The following is a 23,449-nucleotide window of genomic DNA, read 5'->3' as shown; positions in this document are numbered from 1 at the left end:
ATATTTACTGTGAGTTGTACCCTTGTGGATCCGGTTTTACTGCATTCCCTGAGCTTCTGTCTGAAAGTATGAATAATCTGGAGGGTTGGCTATAGCACTTGTCAGCGGGAACACTTCCGGATTGAAAACAAACCAGCTCAAACAGCTGGAGCGTCTTGGTGGAAAACGGAGCGGCAGGGACGACATAATCGGTCCCGAGATGGCACGCTCTCTCTGTCAACTGTCTTTTGAACTGAACAGACAGATCGGCCTGCTTTTGCAGCGTTCCGGAAAAGTTGAAGCTGTGGTTGTTGGTGATTTTAAAGGAATAATGATTCCTCAGCTCTCCCATATCCGCAGCCGGGGCCGTCTTAAGGGGCTGCGTCTTGTTCATACTCATCTGGCCCGGGAAGACATCAGTGATGAGGACTTGATGGATCTTCTCTTTCTCCGCCTTGATATGCTGTCTGTTATCAAGGTGGCGTCGGATGGTCTGCCCGAACGATTGTATTCAGTACATCTCCTTCCTGATTCCCGTGAAGGGAAAAACTGGGCTTTTCTGCCACCGGTTCATCCTGCCAACCAAAAAGATTCCTTTGAAGAGTTTATTCATGCACTCGAGGGAGAATTCACCAGAAAAACGTCATCAGAGGAAGTTGAAAGTGGGCAGGATCGTGCAATTTTAGTGAGTGTGAGCAACCTGTCTAAAATTCGGGCTGAAGAGTCCATGCGTGAATTGTCGGAACTTTCACGGTCCGACAATGTTGTTGTGCTGGAGCGGGTTCTGCAACAGCGACGAAAAATAAATCCCCGCTTTATTCTTGGTAAGGGAAAGCTCGCAGATATAATGATCCAGGCATTGCAGCTTAATGCCAATCTTCTTATTTTTGATCAGGAACTGAATCCCTCCCAGATCCGATCCATTACCGATTACACTGAGCTTCGGGTCATAGACAGAACTCAACTGATTCTCGATATCTTCGCTCATCGGGCATTGAGCCGTGAAGGGAAGTTGCAGGTGGAGATGGCTCAGTTGAAATATATGCTACCAAGGCTCTCTTCCCGTGACGATGCACTTTCTCGCTTGACCGGCGGGATTGGAGCCAGAGGGCCCGGTGAAACAAAACTTGAGATTGATAGGCGGCGCATTAATGATCGACTGGCAAGACTTGCCAAAGAACTCAAGACGGTGAGCAGGGAGCGCTATCGGCGCCGCTCAAGACGCAGGAAGAAGGATTTGCCGGTGCTCTCTCTGGTTGGCTATACAAATGCCGGAAAATCCACACTGCTCAATACCTTGACCCAGAGTAATATTGTGGCTGAAGATAAGCTTTTTGCAACGCTCGACCCCACCAGCCGTCGTCTACGTTTTCCGCGAGATATGGAAGTTGTTATCACTGATACCGTTGGTTTTATTCGACAGCTCCCGGCTGAACTCCTTCAGGCCTTTAAAGCAACCCTTGAGGAACTTGAGGAAGCTGATCTGCTCGTCCATGTAATTGATCTGTCCAACCCCTGCTTCCGTGAGCAGATGAAGGTGGTGGATGATTTACTACAGGAACTTGATTTGAATACCATTCCCTGTTTGAAACTTTTCAATAAAGCTGATCAGGTTGAAAACGATGAAATGTTACTGGCAGATGTGGCAAGAGAAGGAGTTGTTGTCAGTGCCCTACAGATTGAAACCCTGACGCCATTTTTAGAGAAGGCCCAGGGGATGATGGGGAAGATCCTGCAAGACTGATATTCTATTAGAAAAATAAAAGTTTTTAGGGCTGAAGATAAAACCCCAGGTCTTTACCAATCTGGCTCTGATTCAGGAATTCACATCCGATATTATTGTCCCGGATATTTTTAACGATTACTTTTTTTGTAAGTTCGGTCTGTTTCTTGTCGTCCAGTTTGAAATTAAGGAGCGCTTGCTGACCAATCTTTATGGAGTGGTGTCCCGAGATGGAAAATGCAAGGCCGCTGCGGGAGATGTTATTAACCTGCATCTGGCCGCCACCACGGGAAGAAGAGCCTATGAGAGAGTACATACCCATTATGTTTGTAGGTTTTCGGTAATGTTTCCTGAAATCAAGGGCCACCAGAAAAGTGTTTCCACAGCTACACCGGGTTTTAAGGGTGTGTCTGTTACTGCGAAACTTACCTACGGCAATGTTTTTCACAAGAGCGCATTCAGGGCAGCGGATGGAGGCGGTATCATTCGTTTTTACAAATGATTTCTGAACCTTCATACCATATTGCTGGTCACTCAACATTACCGGCTACCTCACTTACAGGGCAGGAAATACTATTTACTTTCTCGATCAGGGATTTTTTCCCTGAATACTAATATTATTTTAGCATCTTCTAAGATTTTTACCATAGGTATAATTACCTAATTTCTTATCTTTGTCTTCTTCTGGTACGCCTGAACGTGTGAAAACAGCCATTGCTAAAGTTAAGAAGTCAACAATGATACTAATTAATCGTAGATAAGAACAGTGTAACGTTCCAGGATTTTTTCTGTTTCAGGATCCAGGTCACTGGCTACCTCGTGAATACGGTACTCATGTTTGCAGCCAGTGCAACGTAAACGAATACGGCGACATTGACGAAGTACTTCCAGCTTTTCTGAGCATTTCCGGCATCTCATGGCTCAACTCAGGAGTTGTTCGCGGGTAAAGAGTGCCTCAAGTTTGTATCCGGCATCGGCAAGAACGTCCACACCGCCTTCCTGACGTTCAACAACCGTAATAACCTGTCCCACGGTAAACCCTGCATCTTCAACTCGTTTTATTACCTGAACCAGGGTACCACCTGTGGTGACCACATCTTCAAGCAGGGTCACTGTGCATCCATCAGGCATGTTACTGAGTCCTTCGATATAGTTTCCGGTGCCATGGCCTTTTGCTTCCTTGCGAACGATAAAAGCTGGTACCGGATGGCCTTCAAGGTGGCTGACAACGGATACTGCAGAGACAAGAGGGTCAGCACCCAGTGTCATTCCTCCAACTGCCTGAATGGGCTTGTCGTTTTTCAGCATAAGCTCCAAAATGAGTTTGCCGCAGAGATAGCTTCCTTCAGCTGAGAGAGATGTTTGTTTGACATCGATATAAAAATCAGATGTTTTACCGGATGTGAGAGTGAATTCGCCCTTTCTGTATGATTTCTCAAGAAGGATTTCTTTTAGTCGTTGTCTGTTGTCCATGGGAAGTTTCTTTGTAAAAGTTTTGGTTGTTGAGGTAAGTTAAAAAAAAGATAGAACCCGGAATGAATTTTTTTTTTGAATCTATCTTCACTAAAAATACTCATTTTTCGCCGAGGAACAAGAAAAAACTCGCAATATTAAAAATTGGCATGTTAGTTTGGTCGACTACTTGTATTGCAGCAGGAAAATGGAATAGTTTTTCTAGAGATTGGAAATGAGGAATTTACTATGTGCGGAATTGTAGGGTATGTGGGAAGAAGACGTGTGGTTCCGGTTGTACTGGAGGGATTAAAACGTCTGGAGTACAGAGGGTATGATTCTGCTGGCATTGTTTATCTGCATGATGGAAGGCTGATAAAATACCGCAGTGAGGGGAAACTCCAGAATCTTGAGAACATTATGGGAGAAGCTATTGGTGCACCCTCTAATATCGGTCTTGGTCACACTCGCTGGGCAACTCATGGTGCTCCCACGACGGAAAATGCCCATCCGCACAGTGACTGCACCGGAAATCTTGTCGTTGTTCATAATGGGATTATTGAAAACTATCATTCGCTTCGAAAGGAACTGTTGGAAAAAGGACACACATTTTCCTCGGCGACCGATACTGAAGTTCTGGCGCACCTCATAGAAGAGTATCTTGATACCGATCTGCGAGCTGCAGTGACCAAAGCTCTTGGCAGGGTGGAAGGTTCCTACGGGATCGGTGTTCTCTGGACAGGGATGCCCGACACTCTGATCGCCGCCAGAAACCACAGTCCATTGGTTATTGGCGTCCATGAGGAAGAGGGTGGTTTTATGGCCTCCGATGTTCCGCCGCTGCTTCCCTATACCAACAGGGTTATCTTTCTTGATGACAAGGAGCTTGTCGTTTTAAAAGCTGATAGTCATACTGTCTATTCCCTGGTTAGTGGCGAAGAGGTCGAGAAAGAGGTGAATACCATTTCCTGGAACTCCGCCATGGCGGAGAAGGGTGGGTATAAGCATTTCATGCTGAAAGAGATTTATGAACAGCCCCAGGCCATAATCGACACGGTGAGTGGCCGTATAAATCCTGAAACCGGCAGTATTGAGCTGGCGGAGATGAATCTCAGTGATGAGGATCTTGCCGGAATTGACCGTATTTTTCTGGTGGCCTGCGGTACGTCCTGGCATGCAGCGCTGGTTGCCAAATACTGGATTGAGCGTTGGGCCGGAATTCCTGTTGAAGTAGACATCGCCTCTGAATTCAGGTACCGGAAGCTTATTATCAACGAGAGGGTTCTCACCGTTGCCATCTCGCAATCCGGGGAAACAGCAGATACTCTTGCCGGGATTCGCCTTGCCAGGAAACTTGGCTCCAAAATAGTGATCATCTGCAATGTTGTTGGTTCCACTATGACCAGGATTGCAGATGGTACCGTTTATACTCATGCAGGACCTGAGATTGGAGTGGCTTCCACCAAAGCTTTTACCTCACAGCTTGCAGCACTGTTTCTCTTTACTCTCTTTCTTGCAGAAAAAAGAGGAACAATGGCAGTGGAAAAACGTCTGGAGCTGGGCAGGGATCTTATTCACCTTGCTGCCGTTATAGGAAAACTTCTTCCCGTGCTTCAGGGTGAAATACAGGAATTGATAGAAAACTATTATGACAGTCGTGATTTTCTATTTGTGGGCAGGGGGCTGAACTTTCCCATTGCTCTTGAAGGTGCGCTGAAACTGAAGGAAATTTCTTATATTCATGCTGAAGGGTATGCTTCGGGTGAGTTGAAACATGGTCCAATTGCCCTAATCGATAAGGATATGCCAATTTTGGGATTGGTGCCAAAAGATGCCGTATATCAGAAATCCATTTCTAATGTGGAAGAAATTAAGGCGAGGCAGGGCCGTCTCATACTTATAGGAACTGAAGGTGATGAGCATCTCAAAAGTATAACCGACGATGTCCTCTATCTACCTGAGGTGAATGAAGAGCTTAACCCTATACTCTATACAATTCCTGCGCAGTTGCTCGCCTATGAAATTGCCTCCCGACGCGGCTGTGATGTGGATCAGCCACGGAATCTCGCTAAAAGTGTAACCGTCGAATAATGATCACTATCGGTCTCGAAAATTTATCTGGGTCGGATGTAGAACTCTCCGGCAAGCGCCTCGGCTTGCTTTGTAATCAGGCATCCACCGATCATACCCTGCGTCATAGCAGGGACTTCCTACTGGATATCTACGGGAGTCAGCTAACCTGCCTTTTTTCCCCTCAGCACGGCTTTTTCTCTGAAAAACAGGATAACATGATCGAATCTGATCACTGTACCGATCCAGTGAGTGGCCTGCCTGTTTTTTCTCTTTACGGCGAATCCCGGAAACCGACAGAATCCATGTTTTCCTACCTCGACCTTCTCCTGATCGACATTGTGGATGTGGGAACCCGGGTCTACACCTTTCTCTACACCATGGCTTACTGCATGGAGGCTGCGGCCAAATACGGAAAACAGATTGTGGTTCTTGATCGGCCAAATCCCATTGATGGTCTGTCGGTTGAAGGAAATATACTTCAGGAGGATTGCAGTTCTTTTGTAGGACTCTATCCTATCCCCATGCGGCATGGCATGACTTTTGGTGAGCTTGCTCTTTATATCAATGAGGAGTTTTCCATCGGTGCTGACCTGCAGGTTATTCCTATCCAGGGTTGGAAACGTTCCATGCTTTTTCGTGATACGGGATTTCCCTGGGTTGCGCCGTCTCCAAATATGCCAACTCCTGAAACGGCTCTTGTGTATCCGGGTCAGGTCATCTGGGAGGGAACAAACTGTTCTGAGGGGCGGGGCACAACACTGCCCTTTGAGTTTTCAGGAGCACCCTTCTGGGAGCATGAGAAGATCTTGAAGTATTTAGAGGCGACGCAATTGCCCGGTTGTTATCTCAGACCCCTTGTCTTTCAGCCAACGTCGGGAAAATGGGCCGAGCAGGCTTGTACCGGGTTTCAACTTCATGTAACGGACCCTGAAACATTTTTACCCTATCGAACCAGTCTGGCATTGCTGCAGGCGGTGATGCAATGTTATCCTGATGATTTCGCGTATAAAGAACCACCCTATGAATATGAGTTTGAACGGCTTCCCATGGATCTTATTTTGGGTGATACGATTCTGCGCAAGGCTTTGGAGCGTGGCGAATCTCTTTCCCTGCTTGAAAAGAGGTGGCAGCCTGAGTTGGAGCGATTTTTAGAAAGAAGAAAAAAATATCTTATTTACACTCTCTGATGAGTAGCGAGGTTTATGTGAGCAAAACATGTTTTAGTCTGGAAGAATTAGCAACTGCGGTAAATGGTATAGTTGCAGGAGATGGGCAGTTGGAGATTACTGGGTTTGCTCCGCTGGAAACAGCAGGAAAGGGCGATATCAGTTTTCTGGCTAAAGCTGGAGATGTGCATAGATTAAAAGAGTTCGGAGGGAGTGCGGTTATAGTCCCCATGAGCATCGAAAAGGCACCTGTAGCAGTTATTCGTGTTGACGATCCTTATCTGGCCTCGGCTAAAATACATGGTCGGCTTCTTGAAAAACCGTTTGTTGCAACAGGGGTACATCCTCAGGCCTGGATAGGAAAGGAAACCTCTCTTCCTGAGCAGATCAGCGTCGCTCCATTTGTATCCATTGGTGATAGAGTGACAATTGGAGAGAGGGTGACCCTTGAAGCCGGAGTCGTTCTTGGAGACGATGTGCAGATTGGAGATGATACCACCATAAAAGCCAATACCACCATAGCCCAAGGGTGTAAAATCGGCAAACGAGTAACCATTTTTTCCGGTGCAGTGATCGGGAGTGATGGCTATGGGTATGCCACCGACAAACAGGGCTTTCACACAAAACGTCCTCAGGTAGGGATTGTCCAGATTGATGATGACGTGGAAATTGGTGCCAACAGCTGTGTGGATAGAGCTGCCTATGGAGTGACCCACATAAAATCGGGAACGAAAATTGATAATCTGGTTCAGATAGCCCATAATGTGGTTGTTGGCGAGAACAGTCTCATCGTTTCCCAAGTTGGAATTGCCGGTTCAGTAACCCTTGGCAGAAATGTTGTCCTTGGGGGGCAGGCTGGGGTGGCCGGTCATATTACCCTGGGAGATACTGTGATGGTTGCAGCACAGAGTGGAATACATACGAATTTGGATGCTGGAGCCCGGGTTGGCGGGTCACCTGCCATTCCCATGAATATATTTGCAAGAGCTGCTATCCAGTTTGGAAAGTTGTCCGAGATGGGGCGTGATATACGAAAATTAAAAAAGCAGATGGCTAAATGTGAAGCCGTTGCAGAAGAACAATCAGGGAGTGCAAAATGAGTGAGGAACTTATTGAAAATATAGATATAATAGAAATTTTACGTCTGTTGCCGCACAGGTATCCATTTGTAATGATTGATCGGGTTCTTTCTCTTGTTCCTGATCAGAAAATTGAAGCTTTGAAAAATGTGACAATTAATGAGCCTTTTTTTCAGGGCCATTTTCCTGCAAAGCCTGTGATGCCAGGGGTGTTAATGCTGGAAGGAATGGCACAGGCGGGAGGAGTGCTTGCGTATAGCACAGAACTTGAAAATGTAGGTGTGAAGCTGTTGTATTTCGCCGGGATTGACAAGGTACGCTTTCGCCGGCCAGTGGGTCCTGGAGATCAATTGATTTATAAACTTGAGGTTTTGAAAAAGAAACGCGGTATCTGGAAACTTGCGGGGAAGGCTTTTGTCGATGATAAAGTGGTTGCCGAAGCAGAGCTTATGGCATCATTTGGGTGACTAAAGATATGAATATTCATCCCACGGCAGTGGTTTCTGTAAAAGCTAAGTTGCATGAAAGTGTGATTGTCGGCCCATTTAGCGTGATCGAGGATGGCGTGATAATTGGCGCCGGTACAACCGTTGCTACCCATGTGAGGATTTCTGGCCCCTGTAAGATTGGGGAAAACAATATCATCGATTCCTTTGCAGCCCTTGGAGGAGCACCACAGGATCTCGGTTATACTGGTGAGCCGACAGAGCTTATTCTTGGAAATAATAACCATATTCGTGAATATGCATCCATTCACCGTGGAACTGTGAAGGGTGGAGGGAGGACAGTGATTGGCAATAACTGTCTGATAATGGCCTATGCCCATATAGGACATGACTGTATTATTGAGGATTATGTGATTATTGTAAATGCGGCCCATTTGAGCGGTCACACGGAAGTTGGCGCCAGGGCTACCGTTGGTGGACTAACTGGTACCCATCAGTTTTCCCGTATCGGCACGTTTGCCTTTATTGGCGGTGGCTCTGCTGTGAGTAAGGACGTCCCACCTTACGCCATGGTGACAGGTGAAAGAGGCCAGATGCATATTTCTGGTCTGAACAAAGTGGGGTTGCGTCGGAATGGCTTTAGCCGTGAAATCATTTCCAGAATTGATGCAGCCTACCGTATACTCTTCCATTCTCCAGAGCTGCTCCACAACGAGGCACTCGACAGGGTGGAACATGAGCTTGGCGGCTGTGAGGAGGTGGATGGATTACTTGCCTTTATTCGAAGCTCAAAGCGCGGTGTGGTGAAACGCATCAAGAGACGTTGAACCATGGCAGTTGATCCTGATAAAATTGGAGTCATTGCAGGTTCCGGCCAATTTCCCCTACTCTTTATTGAGGCTGCGAAAAAGGCCGGTCGCAGAACAGTGCTCATTGCTCATCGAAACGAGACAGGCGATGAAGTGGCGGCGGCGGCCGATGAAGTGTGCTGGCTGAAACTTGGACAGTTGGGAAAGTTACTGAAGTTCTTTCATTCCAGAGGAGTGGGAGAGACGGTCTTTGTCGGAGCCATCACCAAGACAAAGATTTTTCGTGATATCCTGCCCGACATAAAAGCCTTGTCTCTCTGGAACAAGATAGATTCCAAACAGGACGATGCTATTCTTCGCGCTGTTGCCGGGGCACTTGAGCAGGAAGGCATTCAGGTACTGGAATCCACCTGTTATCTGCAGCATCTGTTTTTTCCGCATGGTGTTTTAACAAGAAAAAAACCCGATAATAACCAGCGCCTGGATATTGCTTTTGGCTGGAAGAACGCCCGTGCCATCGGGGCTTTGGATATCGGACAGTGCGTTGTTGTCAGGAATCGCTCCGTGCTGGCAGTTGAGGCAATTGATGGCACCGATGCAACCATTATCAGAGGTGGAAATCTTGCCAAAGAGCAGGCCGTTGTGGTGAAGGTACGAAAACCCGGACAAGATTTCCGTTTTGACCTTCCGGCAACCGGTATTCAAACCATCGAGACACTTGCCTCTGTCCGGGGAGCGGTTCTAGCCGTGGAAGCTGGACAATCACTCCTCTTTGATCCCGAAGCCATGATTCGTGCGGCAGATGAGGCTGGAATTATAGTAGTTGGTGTCAGTGAAAATTTAGATGGGACTCTCGATTATTGAAGTTTAAAAAAAGATTGTTACAAACAATGAACAGAGTAATCCCTTGTTCGGCTAAGGCAGTCTTTTTGGGAGACGGTATTCGATGCAGGCTATGATTCTTGCAGCAGGTTTCGGCACCAGGCTTCTTCCTTTCACGGAACTTCGTCCCAAACCGCTTTTCCCTCTTCTGAATGAACCACTTTTGCTGCTCACAATTCGCCGTCTCCAATTGGCTGGTTTTGATCGTATTATTGTAAACTGTCATCATTTGAAGGAGCAGATTGTTGATGCACTGGCTGGGATATCCGGTGTGATCATTCAGGAAGAAGAGATGGTACTCGGCACTGGTGGTGGCCTGCGCATGGCCCTGTCCCATATGCGGGATGAACCGCTACTGATAAGCAATGGTGATATTTATCACACGGTAGATTATCTCGATCTGTACCGGAGTCACAAGTCTGGTGGTACCTTGGTGACCATGGCCATGCATGACTATCCACGTTTTAATAAGGTCACTGTTGAGGACGACCGGGTAACTAGTTTTGACGACCAGAGTGGAGAAAAATGTCTGGCTTTTACTGGATTGCATGTGCTGGACCCCGAAGTGCTGGAAACAATCCCTTTGGCCCAAAAAAATTCCATTATTGATCGTTATTGCGAGTTGTTGCTTGAAGACTTGCCTATTCAGGCGTTACGGGTTGATGGCTGCTCCTGGACGGATATGGGAACAGTGGCTGATTATCTTGCCTTACACGGTAAATTGCTGAAAAAAGAAATTCCTCTCTGGCAGGAATTTTCCATTACTCCAGAGAGTTCCTTTCTCATTGCTGACCATATTGGCACCGAGGGTGTTACACTTAAGGATTGGTGCTGCGTGGGGAGCGCACGTTTTGGTCAAGATGTCACATTGACACGCTGTGTGGTCTGGGATGGAGTGAGGATTGAAGAGGGGACGGATCTCTCAGATACCCTGCTGGTTTAGTATTCTCTTCAGTCAAAAAGCCTTTTGATGATCTCTTGATAGCTGGATTCAGTCTTACACTTTTTTATCAGTTTCCATGTTTTATGTTCTGGTGGAAAAAAGGCACTGAGATAAATCCAGAGTTGTTTCATTCGTCCAAGGAGGTGTGCCGGGCCATCGAGGAGATCTGCGTAGCAGGTGTAGAGTTCATCGTGAAACAGTTGTAACTGTTGCCGTTGTCCAGAGATCTCTTTGCCCTTTATTTCTGCAGGGAGGAATGGGTTGGCTAACGCTCCTCTTCCTATCATCCATTTGTCCACCTTCGGGAATTGTTGCTGCAATGTGTCAAAAACTTCTTTTGACGTGATGTCACCATTATAGACGATGAAATGTTGAGTGCATTCTAAACAATGACCAAAAGCGTCCCGATCAACTTCACCCTTGTACATCTGCGAACCCAGGCGTCCATGAATAATGATTTCGGCCAGAGGATACTGGTCAAGACGTGGTAGAAGATCAAGGAGTTCCTGCCTGTTTTCGTAGCCCAAACGTGTTTTTATGGAGAGCCGTATCCCGAGTTGTGTCAGTTTTGGCAGTACTTGGTCAAGAAAATCAAAGATCTTTTCTGGGAAGGGGAGAAGGCCGGAGCCTCTTTGCTTTTTGGTAACCATGGGAGCGGGGCAGCCCAGATTCCAGTTTACTTCCCTGTACCCGAGTTCCTGTAAACGGCCTGCCAGAAAGAGAAAATCTTCCGGGTTGGTGTGGAGGAACTGTGGGGTGACCGGTAACTCCAGGTTGGCAACCGGTAAAATGTCCTTTAACTGTCCTGTGTTGAATTGGGAGTGGCGCTGGGGGTTTATAAAGGGTGCCAGTGCTGAGTCAAAGCCGGGGAAATGGCGCTGGAAAAGCGAACGAAAATGGCAGTCTGTGATTCCTCGGATGGGTGCCAGAACAAGTTCAGGCTGTTTTGACTTCATATTATTGTTCTGCTGCCTCGAGCAGCCAGGCTTCAAGCTGCACCGGAGTAGGATGAATCCCGGCCATTTTTACCTTTCCATTGATCATAAGCGCAGGTGTGGCCAGGATGCCATGTCTGCCTATTTCGTCAGGATCATGAATCATGTGAATATCGGCAGCGATGCCTGCCTTCATCATGGCATCGATTACAGCATCACGCAGTCCGTTACAACTGATACAGCCGGTGCCGAAAATCCGAATTGTGAGATCACCGTCTTCAGTAACGTCTTCACCAAGTAATTTTCTGTATTCTCGTTTCAGCGCAGCTTTGTATGTCTCTGTCATTCCTGGTGGGATATAATTCTGCCGCCGAATTTCTCTGTAAAGATGCTCGGAAATGGATTCAACAGGGATTTTGTTGACCAGGGCGTTGTTTAGGGCGATATCAAGACCGATTAGGCCAATGGTGGCCTTGCCGACCTTGAGCATACGCTGAGTGGGGGTGTCCATATACGTTTCAGTTCTATTTTTTTGGGTTAAGTGGTACACTTTCTCATCTGACAACTATACATGTGAGACATACGCGTGAAGTATAAACATGAAATAAAAAAAAGAAAGAGGAGAGAAGATGCTCGTGAGCAATGTTGCCGAGCTGCGTAGCCACAGTTCCGATTATCCTCCTCAGCTTTTCAAGGCCTTGACAGCCGTTGCCAAGGAACGTGGCAGGGATATGTTTCTGGTCGGTGGTACTGTTAGAGACTGGCTTTTAGAAAGAAAACCCAACGATCTTGACTTTACAGTGGATTGTGATGCTGTTCACTGCTGTCGTCTGCTGATCAGGGAACTCAATGGTGGAACCTTTGTGCCACTTGGCACCGCCGAGGAGGATGCCGGCAGGGTTGCCTGGAAAGGCCTGATCATCGATTTTTCAAGTTTCCGCTCGGGAGCAAGCACCATCGATGAGGATTTGTCTATGCGGGATTTTACCCTGAATGCTCTGGGGATCAGTTTTAGTGAATTTATGGTTCCATCAGGAATCTTACCGATCCTTGATCCTCTCGGAGGAAGGGAGGATCTGGATAATGGAATTTTACGAGCTTGTCCCAATGCCTTTGTCAGCGATCCCCTGCGCATGCTGCGTGGCTATCGCCTCTGGTCGCGCTTTGGTTTTAGGATTGAGGAAAAAACGCTTGCGGCTATCACCGAGCATGCATCTCTTTTATCCAGAGTTTCAGTTGAGCGGATTAGTTATGAAATGGACCTGATTATGGCCTCCAGTCGTGCCCATGAGGTTATCTCTGCAATGGTGGAATCGGGACTGTTGTTTCAGGTGATTCCTGCCTTAAAAGAAGGGGTGGGGCTTACTCAACCGGAATCTCACCATCTTGATGTTTTTGGTCACAGTCTGGCAGCGTTGAACAATATGGAAAAAATCATTGCAAAGCCTGAAATGTTTTACCCTGCCTGCGGTGATAAACTCCGTGAATATCTGGCACGACCTGGAATTACAGAGGTGTTGAAGTGGGCCGCTTTTCTCCACGATCTGGGAAAGCCGGCAACACGAAAAATTCGTGAAGACAGGGACGGACGTATAACCTTTTATAACCATGATGAGATTGGGCGGCGGATGGTACAGGAGCTTGGCCGTGATCTGCGCTGGGCAAATGAGAGGCGAGAGAGGGTAGCGTCGCTTACGGGAATGCATATGCACCCCTTTCATCTGTGCAATGTACGTCGCACTCAGGGGATAAGCAAGAAGGCATGTCTCAAACTTGCTAAACGTGCCGGGGATGATCTGATTGGTCTCTTCTTTCTTGCCATGGCTGACAGTCTGGCTGGAAAGGGTGATATGAAGCCGGATGCAATGGAAGAAGAGCTGGAAGGATTGCTTTGCGAGGTTCTGGAAACCTATACTCGCGATATTGCTCCTACCCTGCAGGGGCCACGGCTTATGACCGGCAGGGATCTGGTTGAAGTTTTCAACCTGAAGCCAGGTCCTGAATTCTCCACGATTCTTGATGCGTTGCAGGAGGCACAGGTTGAAGGTGAGGTGAAAGATCGTGCAGATGCTCTGTTCTGGGTCGAACAGTACCTGAAATCAAAATAATTTTCATAGATGTTCTGCCCGCTAACCAGGGCAGGCAGTAATTCATTCTTGTCAAAGACGCCATAGTACGCTAAAAAGTGTTACACTGAATACTAGAGTGTTGCTTCTCCTGAAACCTAAGACCGGTAACCGTTAAGTGGCCGGTATAAGTGCTTTTCTGAAATTTTTTCAAAAAATACGAGATACTCGAAGATTTCGAAAAAAAATTCTAAGGTACTGAGTTGAGTTATTGTGCGTACGGTAAAAGATTTTTATTATAAGAAGGCCAAAAAAGAAAAATACCCGGCGAGATCCGTTTATAAACTTGAAGAAGCACTGAACAAATACAAGTTTATAAAACGTGGTGATTCTGTTCTGGATCTTGGCTGTTGTCCGGGAAGCTGGTCTCTTTACGCCTCTGAAGTAGTCGGGGAAAAAGGGATTGTGGTCGGCGTTGATCTGCAGGAGGTGGTTGCCTCCCCCCGTGCCGGTGGTTCAGAGATAATCTGGATACGAGAGAGTATTATGAAGCCGGAAATGGTCGAGGCGGTAAGGAAGATCAGGCCGGCATTCAGAGTGCTTATTGCTGACCTGGCACCACGCACTACAGGAAATCGATGGGCGGACCATCAACAGTCCATGGTTCTTGTTCGGCAAACTCTGGCCCTTGCAGCGGAGCTTCTTCTCCCCAACGGAAATTATTACTGTAAGGCATTCCAGGGAGAAGACTATCCGGAATTTGTCAAAGAAGTAGGCGAGCAGTTTCAGAAAGTAAAGACAGTCAAACCCAAGAGTTCCCGAGTAGAAAGCCGTGAAGTGTTTGTGCTGGGAATGGGGTTTCGAGGTAAATAATCATAACTAAATAACAGAATATCAGAATAGAAGGGATTGAATTATGTCAGGACATTCTAAATGGGCAAATATTAAACACAAGAAAGGGGCGGCGGATGCCAAACGCGGGAAGATTTTCACCCGTCTCATCAAAGAGATAACAGTGGCTGCCAGAATGGGGGGCGGTGATCCCGATGGCAATCCACGTCTTCGCAGTGCCATTGTTACAGCTCGCGCTGAGAATATGCCCAAGGATAATATTACCCGTGCCATAAAAAAAGGAACAGGCGAACTCGAAGGTGAGGTGTACGACGAAATCCTCTACGAAGGATATGGTCCCGGTGGAGTTGCTGTCCTTGTTGAGTGCATGACCGATAATCGAAATCGAACGGTTGCTGATATTCGTCACTATTTTGCCAAGAGCGGCGGCAACTTGGGTGAATCAGGCTGCGTTGCGTATATGTTTGATAAAAAAGGCATGATGCTGGTGGATAAAACAACCATCAGTGAAGAGGCTCTGATGGAGCTGGCAATTGAGGCTGGCGCCGATGATGTTGTCGAGGAGGATGATTATTTTCAAATAGTTACTGCTCCTGAAGATTTTGATGCGGTTCGTGATGAGCTTGAGGAAGGAGGGGTTTCTTTTGCTGAGGCGTCCCTTACCATGGTCCCCCAGACCACCATCGAAGTGACCGAAGAAAAGCCGGCCAGGGCACTGCTGAAACTTCTCGATAACATCGAGGGGCACGATGATGTTCAGAATGTTCATGCCAATTTTGATATAGATGATGATCTTATGGAGCAGTTGTCATAGAAAGTGATCCGCGTATTCAGCGTATTCTCGGGATTGATCCCGGTTCCCGGATAACCGGCTACGGCATTGTCGATGCTGGATACGGAAAGCTTGTCTTTGTCTCCTGCGGAGTGATTAAAACCACAGTGGGATTCCCGTTATCCAGCCGCCTGAATGAAATCTTCGAAGGGATTAACGAGGTAATCCAACTCCATAATCCGGTCGTGGCAGCCGTTGAGGAAGTTTTTATGTCCACTAATGCCGGGTCTGCCCTGAAGCTTGGTCAGGCACGGGGTGCCGCTGTGGTTGCGGCCACTCAGAATGGTCTTGGCGTGAATGACTACAGTGCCAAGAAGGTGAAACGAGCCGTGGTTGGATATGGTCAGGCGGAAAAAGGGCAGATGCAGCGAATGATAAAGGTTCTGCTCGGTTTGTCAGCAGAACCAAGTAGTGATGCCGCCGATGCCCTGGCTGTGGCGATTTGCCACGCCAACCACCAGATCCTGTAACTGTCCCTCAGCACTGCTGAACAGGTACCTGCTTTTGAACGGAAACCTGAAAACCTGAATATGGAATCGTGTCTCTATCATGATCGCATCACTCACAGGAAAAATCCAATATATAGGTTCGGACAGATGTGTCATTGATGTTAATGGTGTTGGATATGAGGTCTTTCTCTCCACGGAGGGCCTGTCTCGTTTACCGGAAAGAGGAAATGAGATTTTCCTTCATATTCACACCAGTGTGCGGGAGGATGCCATTGTCCTTTTTGGTTTTGCTGAACGTTCTGAAAAAGAGATGTTTCTTGTCTTGAAAACAGTGTCCGGAATTGGCCCTAAACTTGCGCTCGCCATTCTTTCAGGAATGCGACTGGATGCCCTGAGTGAAGCTATTGCCACGGAGGATGTTAAGGGACTCACCACTATTTCAGGAGTTGGGAAGAAAACTGCGGAGCGAATCTGTGTGGAGTTGAAGGACAAGGTCGGAGATTTCCGTTCAGCTGTTTCAGCTGCAGCAGGTTCCGCGGTTACCGCACTGGGTATGACTGCAGTATTAACCGATGCCCTGTCAGCTCTTGTGAATCTTGGCTATCCCGATTCTGTGGCTCGAGAGGCGATGACAAGAGTGAAAAAACAACTTGGTGATGAAACCTTCGCAGCCATGAAGGTTGAAGAACTCATTCGAGAAGGACTGCGGACACTTGCATGAACTTTGAAGAAGAAATACAGGCAAATGACAGGCTTGTAGCTCCTGCTCCAGTAAAGGAAGAACTTATCAGCCACGATCATGCGCTCAGGCCTAAAAGCCTTGCTGAATACGTAGGTCAGGAGCAGCTCTGCAAAAGTCTGGATATTTTTATCCGTGCTGCCAAGGCACGGGGTGAGGCTCTGGATCACGTTCTTTTTCATGGATACCCGGGCCTTGGAAAAACAACACTTTCTCATATAATTGCTAATGAGATGGGTGCCGGGATCAAGATGACTTCCGGACCTGTCATAGAGCGTCAGGGAGATCTCGCTGCCATTCTTACCAGTCTTCAGGAAGGTGATGTCCTTTTTATTGATGAAATTCATCGTTTAAATCATGCGGTTGAGGAGATTCTCTATCCTGCAATGGAAGATTTTCAGCTTGATCTTATTATCGGTCAGGGGCCGGGAGCCAGGTCAGTGAAAATGGATCTGCCCCGCTTTACTCTGGTCGGAGCAACTACCCGTACCGGCCTGTTGACCCCACCGCTACGTGATCGCTTTGGCGTTATCCTGCGCCTGGAACTCTACGAGCCGGAGGAGTTGGTTCGTATTATTCTGCGTTCCGCCTCCATTCTCGGTATGCGGGTGGATGCAAATGGCGCACTTGAGCTTGGCCGCAGGTCCCGGGGAACACCACGAATAGCGAATCGTTTACTGAGAAGGGTACGTGATTTCGCTGAAGTTGGAAAACATGCCACAGTGACTGCAAAGGTGGCTGATGAAGCCCTGGAACTGCTCAATGTGGACCGCTTTGGCCTTGATGATATGGACAGGCGTATTATGCTTTCAATTATCGATAAATTTCAGGGCGGTCCTATCGGTCTGGAAACACTGGCCACTGTAGTCTGCGAAGAAAAGAATACTCTTGAGGATGTATACGAACCCTTTCTTATACAGTCCGGATTTTTAGCAAGAACCCCGCGCGGACGCATGGCGACCATGAATGCCTATGAACATTTTGGCCGGCCTCTCCCCAACAGTATGAAACGCCAACCGACTCTCTTCGATACAGGAGAATAAGACATGCAGAAACGGAAAACTGTAGCCGGCATCCTTGCCATGAAGAAAAAAGGTGAAAAGATCACAATGCTTACAGCTTACGATGCTGCCATGGCATCTATGCTGATCGCAGCCGATGTGGATGTGCTTCTGGTAGGTGATTCCCTGGGGATGGTTGTGCTTGGCTATGATTCAACAGTTCCCGTGACCATGGATGAGATGATCCATCACGCCTCTGCTGTCCGCCGGGGGGCACCGGGAGCTTTTGTAGTTGGTGATATGCCCTTTGGCTCCTACCAGTCAGGGAAGCGTGATGCCATCCTCAATGGTGGGCGTTTTCTGAAGGAAGCCGGCTGTGACGCAGTGAAATTGGAGGGGGGGATGGAAGTCTGTGAGACGGTAACGGCATTGGAACGGGCTGGGATCTCAGTCATGGGCCATATTGGGTTGACGCCGCAGACGGCTACTCAACTGGGAGGATATAAGGTGCAGGGCCGTGATCTTGAGTCAGCGCAGAGAATGGTTGCAGAGGCCAAAGCTCTTGAGGAGGCAGGAGCATTTGCCATCGTTCTTGAATGTATTCCCGATGAACTTGGCCGAATTATTTCTGAAGAGATTGCAATTCCCACCATCGGTATCGGGGCCGGAGTGCATTGTGATGGACAGGTTCTCGTTACCCACGATCTCCTGGGGATGTTTGATAAGTTTATCCCGAGTTTTGTGAAATCCTACTGCAAGCTTGCTCCAGTCATAAAAGAGGCGGTATCTGAGTATAACGCAGAGGTTCGTAGTGGGGCATACCCCGACGCTGATCACAGCTTTTCCAGTGACTCAAATCTTCGAAAACTTCTGGGCCTGTAAGTATAAATGATTGGAGGAAAATGATGCCACCACAGTTTCTTATACCCATCTTTTTTATCGTTTTTGTAGTTACTGTAATAATGGTCGGCATTTATAATAAATTTGTCAGATATAGGAACAGGATAGAAGAGTCGTGGAGTCGTATCGATGTTGCGTTAAAACGTCGCGCAAATCTTATTCCCACTCTTGTTCAGGTAATTGAAGGCTACAGTGCTCATGAAAACAAAATATTTGAAGAAAAGATAAGACAACTCAGTGGCGGGACAGATTCGTCACGAATGGAGAAGGAAAGTAAAATTACAAAATCTCTGGGTGGTCTGCTTGCCATTGCCGAAGCCTATCCAGATTTAAAAGCTAGTGAAAATTTTCTTGATCTCCAAAACAGTCTCGATGAAATAGAACGGGAAATCCAGGAGGCCAGGAACCGTTACAATGGCTACATCGGGCGTTTCAATACCCTTGTGGAATCCTTTCCATCCTCTCTGATAGCGCAGAAGTTTGGTTTTGTGAAGCAGGACTACCTGTCGCTGGAACTGGCTACCCAACGTGAGATGCCAAGCGTTGATTTTAAGTAAATCCTTTCTTTAGTATCGCTTTTTTCCTCATGTTCACTGTAGTTCCTTTGGTGTATTGATTTTCCTGACCCAAAACCACATAGCCTTGTCCCTGACCCAGAAAGTACTGTTGGGCGCAGCCTGTTTTCTAGAAAAAGTCTAGTTCAAAGACTGAGTCCGATGTGCAGTCCAAGCTTTGGCCTGCATAGTTGTAAGCGGATTTTCCGTTAAGTGGGTCTTTTCAAAGAGGTTTGCTTCTATTTCCCCGTCTGTTCCGACACTATCCCCACATAGGGTTGTAGTCGTCATAATTTCCGAAGATCATGAGTTCTTTCCCATGGTCAGCAAAGTTCCCGAACCGAGTGCAGTCTTTTCTGATAGTGCCTGGCATTGTGTGACGAACAGTAGCAGTTTGCGCCAATGAGAGGGCTTGCTTCCACTTGATGAGATTGTTCCGACTGTTTTGTCCACTTTCCACCACCTGTGAAAGATATTTTGTAGGAGTGCTTTTTGCTATTTTTTAATCATCCTGTATTTTCAGTCTCTTCACTTCTTTTCTGTCTGAGTGTCTCTTTTTCCTTAGGTGCTGTTAAATACCCATTCTGTACGTTCTGTTGTGGTTTTGGTTGCTGGGTGCGCTTTATGGTGTGTGTTTGTGCTCTACGTCTAAGTGTCTTTAGTTTCATGTAATTTTAAGTGAAATGTCTTGACAAGGGGAGCGAATCTGATATAAAACTTACAATAGTGGTGTGAAGTGGGGTGATGTGGATAACAGGTGGAGAGGAATGAGTTCAGGGAAGACCATAAAAAGCAGATTTCGCAGCAAATCTGAGCACAGTCTGGACAACAAGGGGCGACTGAATTTCCCAAGTCGCTTTCGTGATGTTCTGGCTCAGTATGGTTCCGGGATGCTCATGGTTGTCCCCTGGAAAGCTCACCTCCGTGCCTATCCGGTTTCCGAATGGGAAATTATTGAAGACAAGCTCCTTGATCAGAAAGAACAGCCTCAGATGGGCAGCTATATTCGCTGGGTCTTGTCTGGAGTAACGGAGTGCAATCTTGATAAGCAGGGGCGCATTCTTCTTCCGGCAGCGCTGCGTGCTGAGCTTCGAATTGGTACGGATCTCGTTCTCACCGGTATGCGTGACTGGGTAGAGATATGGGACAAGGATGCCTGGGAGATTGAAATCAAGGGAACTCTTGAGAATTTTGACAGTTTTGATGATGGCTTGTCCAAACTCGGAATTCTCTGATGAGTGATCAGGATAAAGCAGCGGATATTCATTGTTCTGTTTTACCTTCTGAAACCCTTGAACTGCTTGATCCCAGAAGTGATGGGGTCTATGTCGACGGGACTTTGGGGCTGGGTGGTCACAGTGAGGCGATATTACGCAAGAGTTCACCAAATGGGCGTGTTATTGCCTTTGACTGGGACGCCGCAGCCATAGAGAAGAGTAGGGAACGGCTGAAATGTTTTGGTGATCGTCTGACCATTGTCAGAAGAAATTTTTCTGAGATTGGAGAGGGGCTGGCAGAGGTTGGCGTGGACAAAGTCGATGGCATCCTTATCGATATCGGGCTTTCATCCCTGCAACTTGATATGGGGGCGCGCGGTTTCAGCTTTCAGCGCGATGAACCTCTGGATATGCGGATGGATCTCAGGCGTGAGGTGACCGCTGCAGCTATTCTCGCTGAGTGTTCTGAGGACGAACTGGCTGATATCTTTTACTATTATGGAGAGGAGAAGCAGGCTAGAAGGATAGCTTCTTTTGTTGTTCAAGAGAGAATGCTGGAGCCGATTTCCACCTCAAAGCAGTTGGCCGACATTGTTGTGAAGGCAGTGCCAAGACGATTTCATCCCAAGAAAATTCATGTTGCAACACTGGTATTTCAAGCCCTGCGTATAGCTGTCAATACTGAGCTTGAGAATCTTGCAGGAATTCTGGAACGTGGCGTGGAATACCTGAAACCCGGAGCACGGTTTTGTGTCATCTCATTCCACTCTTTGGAAGACAGAATGGTGAAACGGAAATTTCGTGACAACGAGGAACTGAAGGTCATTACCAGAAAGCCTGTTGTCGCAAGTCCTGATGAACGAGAACGAAACAGAAGATCGCGCAGTGCTCGATTGCGAGTTGCGGAAAAAATTTAAAGAGAAGAGGTGAGACCATGATAATTAATCCTTCGGCCCATACGATGATTCCTCGGCGAAATTCATTTCGACGTCATGACGGGTATGGACGTCGTCAAAGCATGACTCTTCCTGGTGGCAAACAACTCTGGTATGGGCTGACAAAAGTTTTACTGGTTGCAGTGCTGTTTCTTTGTGTAGCTTTTGCTCTCATGGATGGCTCGAGAGAACGGATTAGTGCAGAAATTGCTAATCTCGAAGCCGTTCACAACGAACTGGTTACAACAAACATTTTACTCCGTGCAAAAAAAGCTCGTATGTTTTCCTCCGAGGCCGTGGAAGTGGCAGCTGGTAATCAGCTGGCCATCCATACTCCTGTCTCGGAACAGTACTTAAAGTTCTGAGCACTTACTGCAGTTAGTCGATGGCAAGGAGATCCCGTCTTAAAACAGAAAACAATAGAAGAGTGAGGATATGGCTCCTTTTTGTTTTTCTGCTTCTTTTGGCTGGTTTTGTCTTTGGCATACTATACAGGCAGCAATTGTCAAATATGGCTGATATCTGGAGGGAGACTTTCCCTGCAGAGACCCCGTTCGTGAATGGTGATAGGGGAACAATTTTCGATCGAAACTTTAAGGAACTTGCCCGGACCCTCGAACGGGTGTCACTGTATGTTCGCCCCCGTGAAGTGGAACATATCTCAGAAACGGCAAGAGTCCTCGCAACAACACTCGGTCTTTCTGAGTCTGAACTGACTGCCAAGATGGAGCGGGATTCGCACCTTGTCTGGCTGCACCGAGATATTTCTCAGGAGGAAGAAGACGCTGTTGCAGGCCTCGAGCTCCCAGGGATTTATCTGCATCGGGAAGTGGCAAGAAATTATCCTCAGCAGGAATATGCTTCACATCTGATTGGATATTCAGAGAATGATCTGGGGCTTTCAGGTGTTGAACATTACTATAATCGCCTTCTCAATCAGGATCGTGTCCGGCAGGAGGATATCCCGGCTATTGATTTAAAAGGGCTTGCCCAGACAAGTACCAAGGGGCATGACCTGGTTTTGACTCTGGACATGAAAATCCAGGCTATCCTTGAAAAATACGTCAGAAGTCTTGGCGAAAAAATGGGGGATGGACGAGTAACTTCCCTGTTGCTTGACACAGAAGAGGGGAAAATTGTTGCCGGAGCAAGCTACCCACCCTTCAATCCCAATCATGTCTGGCAGCATCAGGAAGAAATTCTTGAGAATCTTTTTCTTACTCCCATGGTGGTTCCTGAAGAAATTCGGAAGTTTTTTCAAGACGCATCTTTTCTGCAGCTTGGCTGGGAGCAGAGCACTCAGGTGTATCCCTGGAGTGTGGTTAGCGATAATGTTGATTTTGCAAGTCAGCTTAGGCTATTGGAACGTTTGCAGTTGACAACAGATATTCATGTTGACTTTTCAGGAGGTAAAAAACAAGCAACGACTCTGCCTCGATTTGAGGGGACTGGCCCGGATCTCTACCTTGGAGCAGTGCCCAAGACTGCACTACCGCTGAAGGTTTTACTGGGACTCACCCATCTTTTGAATGGTGGCAAAAAGATACAACCACACATTCTTGACAGGATCATAGAACGCCCCCAGCAAAGAGAATTCTTCTATGATGTCTTTCATAATAAAGACATAGGACGTAACGTGTTTCCATCACTTGTCTCCCAGGAACTTAGAACGTTGCTATCCATGCAGGGGCAGCAAGGAACACTCGGATCAAGAAGGCTATGTGGTGAGACTGTTTCCCTGGTAATGAATGATTCGGGGGGGGAGTATGTCCGGGATCGAATGGGGCTGGTTGTCATTCCAGCTGAACAACCGGAAATGATACTTCTCCTTGTTTCAAGGGATGAGGAACTGCTGGTGCCAGAGAGTGCGGCGGTGGCTGCAAATTCTTTGTGTGAAGGAGTCGATGCGATACTTCCTTCCATGGTAGCATTGCAGCAGATTTATAGAAATATTGCAGACGTTGTAGAGATGGAAGAAAGCGAAGAGCACAATTTTAAAACCGGGACGGATACCGAAACTGTAGCCGTTGCTCATGGGGGAGCAAACGCAGCGAAGCCGGTACAAATCATGCCGGATTTAACAGGGTTGAGTTTACGTAAAGGTCTTCGCCTGTTACAAAGTGCTGAAGTGAATGTTACGGTAAGAGGCACCGGGCGCATTGTTGCACAGAGTCCCGTTGCCGGAAAGGAGCTGGAGAAAGATAGTTCCTGTATTTTGACCCTGACTATAGATGCTCCTCCGGAGGAGGGCATGAAGATAAAAAAATTGCAAGTTAAAGAGTCGGTATCTGATTAGCATCTCACACTTGAGGGGTGCGAAAGTACTTTTAGCAAATTCTTTTCGAAACATGGCAAGATAGACGTAAACTTCGAAAGAATTTTGAAGGTGCATGATTCCGGTTATTTACGTATTTCTA

Annotated in this window: 25 protein-coding genes; 20 read left to right on the top strand and 5 right to left on the bottom strand. The window is 47.2% G+C overall.

The genetic code is table 11. The features are described from left to right. Positions 1 to 85 precede the first annotated feature (85 nt). Positions 86 to 1,723 carry a GTPase HflX gene (gene hflX / locus UWK_RS17425; protein ID WP_015405712.1) on the top strand — a complete coding sequence of 546 codons (1,638 nt, stop codon included), beginning with the start codon at positions 86 to 88 and terminating at the stop codon, positions 1,721 to 1,723. Positions 1,724 to 1,748: 25 nt separating this feature from the next. Here hflX and UWK_RS17420 read toward each other — a convergent pair whose 3' ends face one another. The 3 genes from UWK_RS17420 to pyrE all read right to left on the bottom strand — a co-directional run bounded on the left by UWK_RS17420 (position 1,749) and on the right by pyrE (position 3,175). Continuing rightward, positions 1,749 to 2,243, bottom strand: coding sequence for a PilZ domain-containing protein (locus UWK_RS17420; RefSeq protein WP_015405711.1), 495 nt, complete (start codon positions 2,241 to 2,243; stop codon positions 1,749 to 1,751). Positions 2,244 to 2,449: 206 nt separating this feature from the next. Further along, on the bottom strand, positions 2,450 to 2,620 hold the full coding sequence (locus UWK_RS19660; RefSeq protein WP_015405710.1) for a dual CXXC motif small (seleno)protein: 171 nt from the start codon (positions 2,618 to 2,620) through the stop codon (positions 2,450 to 2,452). A gap of 3 nt (positions 2,621 to 2,623) precedes the next feature. Then, positions 2,624 to 3,175 (bottom strand): orotate phosphoribosyltransferase, encoded by a 552-nt coding sequence (gene pyrE / locus UWK_RS17415; protein ID WP_015405709.1) that lies wholly within the window; start codon positions 3,173 to 3,175, stop codon positions 2,624 to 2,626. 228 nt (positions 3,176 to 3,403) lie between these two features. Between pyrE and glmS the strand changes: the two genes are divergently transcribed. The 7 genes from glmS to UWK_RS17380 all read left to right on the top strand — a co-directional run bounded on the left by glmS (position 3,404) and on the right by UWK_RS17380 (position 10,552). Then, positions 3,404 to 5,245, top strand: coding sequence for a glutamine--fructose-6-phosphate transaminase (isomerizing) (gene glmS / locus UWK_RS17410; protein WP_015405708.1), 1,842 nt, complete (start codon positions 3,404 to 3,406; stop codon positions 5,243 to 5,245). Further along, on the top strand, positions 5,245 to 6,414 hold the full coding sequence (locus tag UWK_RS17405; RefSeq protein WP_015405707.1) for an exo-beta-N-acetylmuramidase NamZ family protein: 1,170 nt from the start codon (positions 5,245 to 5,247) through the stop codon (positions 6,412 to 6,414). The genes glmS and UWK_RS17405 overlap by 1 nt, the downstream gene beginning before the upstream one ends. A gap of 17 nt (positions 6,415 to 6,431) precedes the next feature. Further along, positions 6,432 to 7,493: a UDP-3-O-(3-hydroxymyristoyl)glucosamine N-acyltransferase gene (lpxD, locus tag UWK_RS17400; RefSeq protein ID WP_228130023.1), complete on the top strand. Its 1,062-nt coding sequence runs from the start codon at positions 6,432 to 6,434 to the stop codon at positions 7,491 to 7,493. After that, complete coding sequence (fabZ, locus tag UWK_RS17395) at positions 7,490 to 7,939, top strand: 3-hydroxyacyl-ACP dehydratase FabZ (RefSeq protein ID WP_015405705.1); 450 nt, start codon at positions 7,490 to 7,492, stop codon at positions 7,937 to 7,939. The genes lpxD and fabZ overlap by 4 nt, the downstream gene beginning before the upstream one ends. 8 nt (positions 7,940 to 7,947) lie before the next feature. Then, positions 7,948 to 8,745: an acyl-ACP--UDP-N-acetylglucosamine O-acyltransferase gene (gene lpxA / locus UWK_RS17390; protein WP_015405704.1), complete on the top strand. Its 798-nt coding sequence runs from the start codon at positions 7,948 to 7,950 to the stop codon at positions 8,743 to 8,745. Positions 8,746 to 8,748: 3 nt separating this feature from the next. Further along, positions 8,749 to 9,591, top strand: coding sequence for an LpxI family protein (locus UWK_RS17385; RefSeq protein ID WP_015405703.1), 843 nt, complete (start codon positions 8,749 to 8,751; stop codon positions 9,589 to 9,591). Between the two features lie 82 nt (positions 9,592 to 9,673). After that, on the top strand, positions 9,674 to 10,552 hold the full coding sequence (locus UWK_RS17380; protein WP_015405702.1) for a nucleotidyltransferase family protein: 879 nt from the start codon (positions 9,674 to 9,676) through the stop codon (positions 10,550 to 10,552). Between the two features lie 8 nt (positions 10,553 to 10,560). Here the strand turns inward: UWK_RS17380 and UWK_RS17375 are convergent, their stop codons facing one another. Both UWK_RS17375 and UWK_RS17370 read right to left on the bottom strand, forming a co-directional pair. Continuing rightward, positions 10,561 to 11,508 carry a tRNA dihydrouridine synthase gene (locus UWK_RS17375; RefSeq protein WP_015405701.1) on the bottom strand — a complete coding sequence of 316 codons (948 nt, stop codon included), beginning with the start codon at positions 11,506 to 11,508 and terminating at the stop codon, positions 10,561 to 10,563. Between the two features lies 1 nt (position 11,509). After that, positions 11,510 to 11,998, bottom strand: a complete 489-nt coding sequence (locus UWK_RS17370; protein ID WP_015405700.1) for a thioredoxin family protein — start codon at positions 11,996 to 11,998, stop codon at positions 11,510 to 11,512. A 118-nt stretch (positions 11,999 to 12,116) separates the two neighbouring features. Between UWK_RS17370 and UWK_RS17365 the strand changes: the two genes are divergently transcribed. From UWK_RS17365 to UWK_RS17310, 12 genes are all read left to right on the top strand, one after another. Next, on the top strand, positions 12,117 to 13,595 hold the full coding sequence (locus tag UWK_RS17365; protein WP_015405699.1) for a CCA tRNA nucleotidyltransferase: 1,479 nt from the start codon (positions 12,117 to 12,119) through the stop codon (positions 13,593 to 13,595). Positions 13,596 to 13,826: 231 nt separating this feature from the next. After that, complete coding sequence (locus UWK_RS17360) at positions 13,827 to 14,426, top strand: SAM-dependent methyltransferase (protein ID WP_015405698.1); 600 nt, start codon at positions 13,827 to 13,829, stop codon at positions 14,424 to 14,426. 43 nt (positions 14,427 to 14,469) lie between these two features. Beyond that, entirely contained in the window at positions 14,470 to 15,219 is a 750-nt protein-coding gene (locus tag UWK_RS17355; RefSeq protein ID WP_015405697.1) for a YebC/PmpR family DNA-binding transcriptional regulator, read from the top strand. Then, a complete protein-coding gene (ruvC, locus tag UWK_RS17350) occupies positions 15,216 to 15,707 on the top strand; it encodes a crossover junction endodeoxyribonuclease RuvC (RefSeq protein ID WP_322740803.1) in 492 nt (163 codons plus the stop codon). Before UWK_RS17355 ends, ruvC begins: the two co-directional genes overlap by 4 nt. Positions 15,708 to 15,786: 79 nt before the next feature. After that, positions 15,787 to 16,407, top strand: coding sequence for a Holliday junction branch migration protein RuvA (ruvA, locus tag UWK_RS17345; RefSeq protein WP_015405695.1), 621 nt, complete (start codon positions 15,787 to 15,789; stop codon positions 16,405 to 16,407). Further along, entirely contained in the window at positions 16,404 to 17,468 is a 1,065-nt protein-coding gene (gene ruvB, locus UWK_RS17340; protein WP_015405694.1) for a Holliday junction branch migration DNA helicase RuvB, read from the top strand. The genes ruvA and ruvB overlap by 4 nt, the downstream gene beginning before the upstream one ends. A 3-nt stretch (positions 17,469 to 17,471) precedes the next feature. Continuing rightward, on the top strand, positions 17,472 to 18,308 hold the full coding sequence (panB, locus tag UWK_RS17335; protein WP_015405693.1) for a 3-methyl-2-oxobutanoate hydroxymethyltransferase: 837 nt from the start codon (positions 17,472 to 17,474) through the stop codon (positions 18,306 to 18,308). A 20-nt stretch (positions 18,309 to 18,328) separates the two neighbouring features. Then, the gene (locus UWK_RS17330; protein ID WP_083907333.1) at positions 18,329 to 18,883 is read left to right on the top strand and encodes a LemA family protein; all 555 of its coding nucleotides are present in this window, start codon (positions 18,329 to 18,331) and stop codon (positions 18,881 to 18,883) included. A gap of 764 nt (positions 18,884 to 19,647) precedes the next feature. After that, on the top strand, positions 19,648 to 20,115 hold the full coding sequence (locus UWK_RS17325) for a division/cell wall cluster transcriptional repressor MraZ (protein WP_015405691.1): 468 nt from the start codon (positions 19,648 to 19,650) through the stop codon (positions 20,113 to 20,115). Further along, on the top strand, positions 20,115 to 21,014 hold the full coding sequence (gene rsmH / locus UWK_RS17320; RefSeq protein WP_015405690.1) for a 16S rRNA (cytosine(1402)-N(4))-methyltransferase RsmH: 900 nt from the start codon (positions 20,115 to 20,117) through the stop codon (positions 21,012 to 21,014). Before UWK_RS17325 ends, rsmH begins: the two co-directional genes overlap by 1 nt. 17 nt (positions 21,015 to 21,031) lie before the next feature. Beyond that, positions 21,032 to 21,397, top strand: coding sequence for a hypothetical protein (locus UWK_RS17315; RefSeq protein WP_015405689.1), 366 nt, complete (start codon positions 21,032 to 21,034; stop codon positions 21,395 to 21,397). A gap of 20 nt (positions 21,398 to 21,417) precedes the next feature. Further along, the gene (locus UWK_RS17310) at positions 21,418 to 23,328 is read left to right on the top strand and encodes a PASTA domain-containing protein (protein ID WP_015405688.1); all 1,911 of its coding nucleotides are present in this window, start codon (positions 21,418 to 21,420) and stop codon (positions 23,326 to 23,328) included. The last annotated feature ends 121 nt before the right edge of the window (positions 23,329 to 23,449 follow it).

It is taken from the genome of Desulfocapsa sulfexigens DSM 10523 (genome assembly GCF_000341395.1).
Lineage (GTDB): Bacteria > Desulfobacterota > Desulfobulbia > Desulfobulbales > Desulfocapsaceae > Desulfocapsa > Desulfocapsa sulfexigens.
The sequence above is the reverse complement of the archived record's forward strand: the minus strand, read 5'-3'. Positions and strand labels throughout refer to the sequence as shown.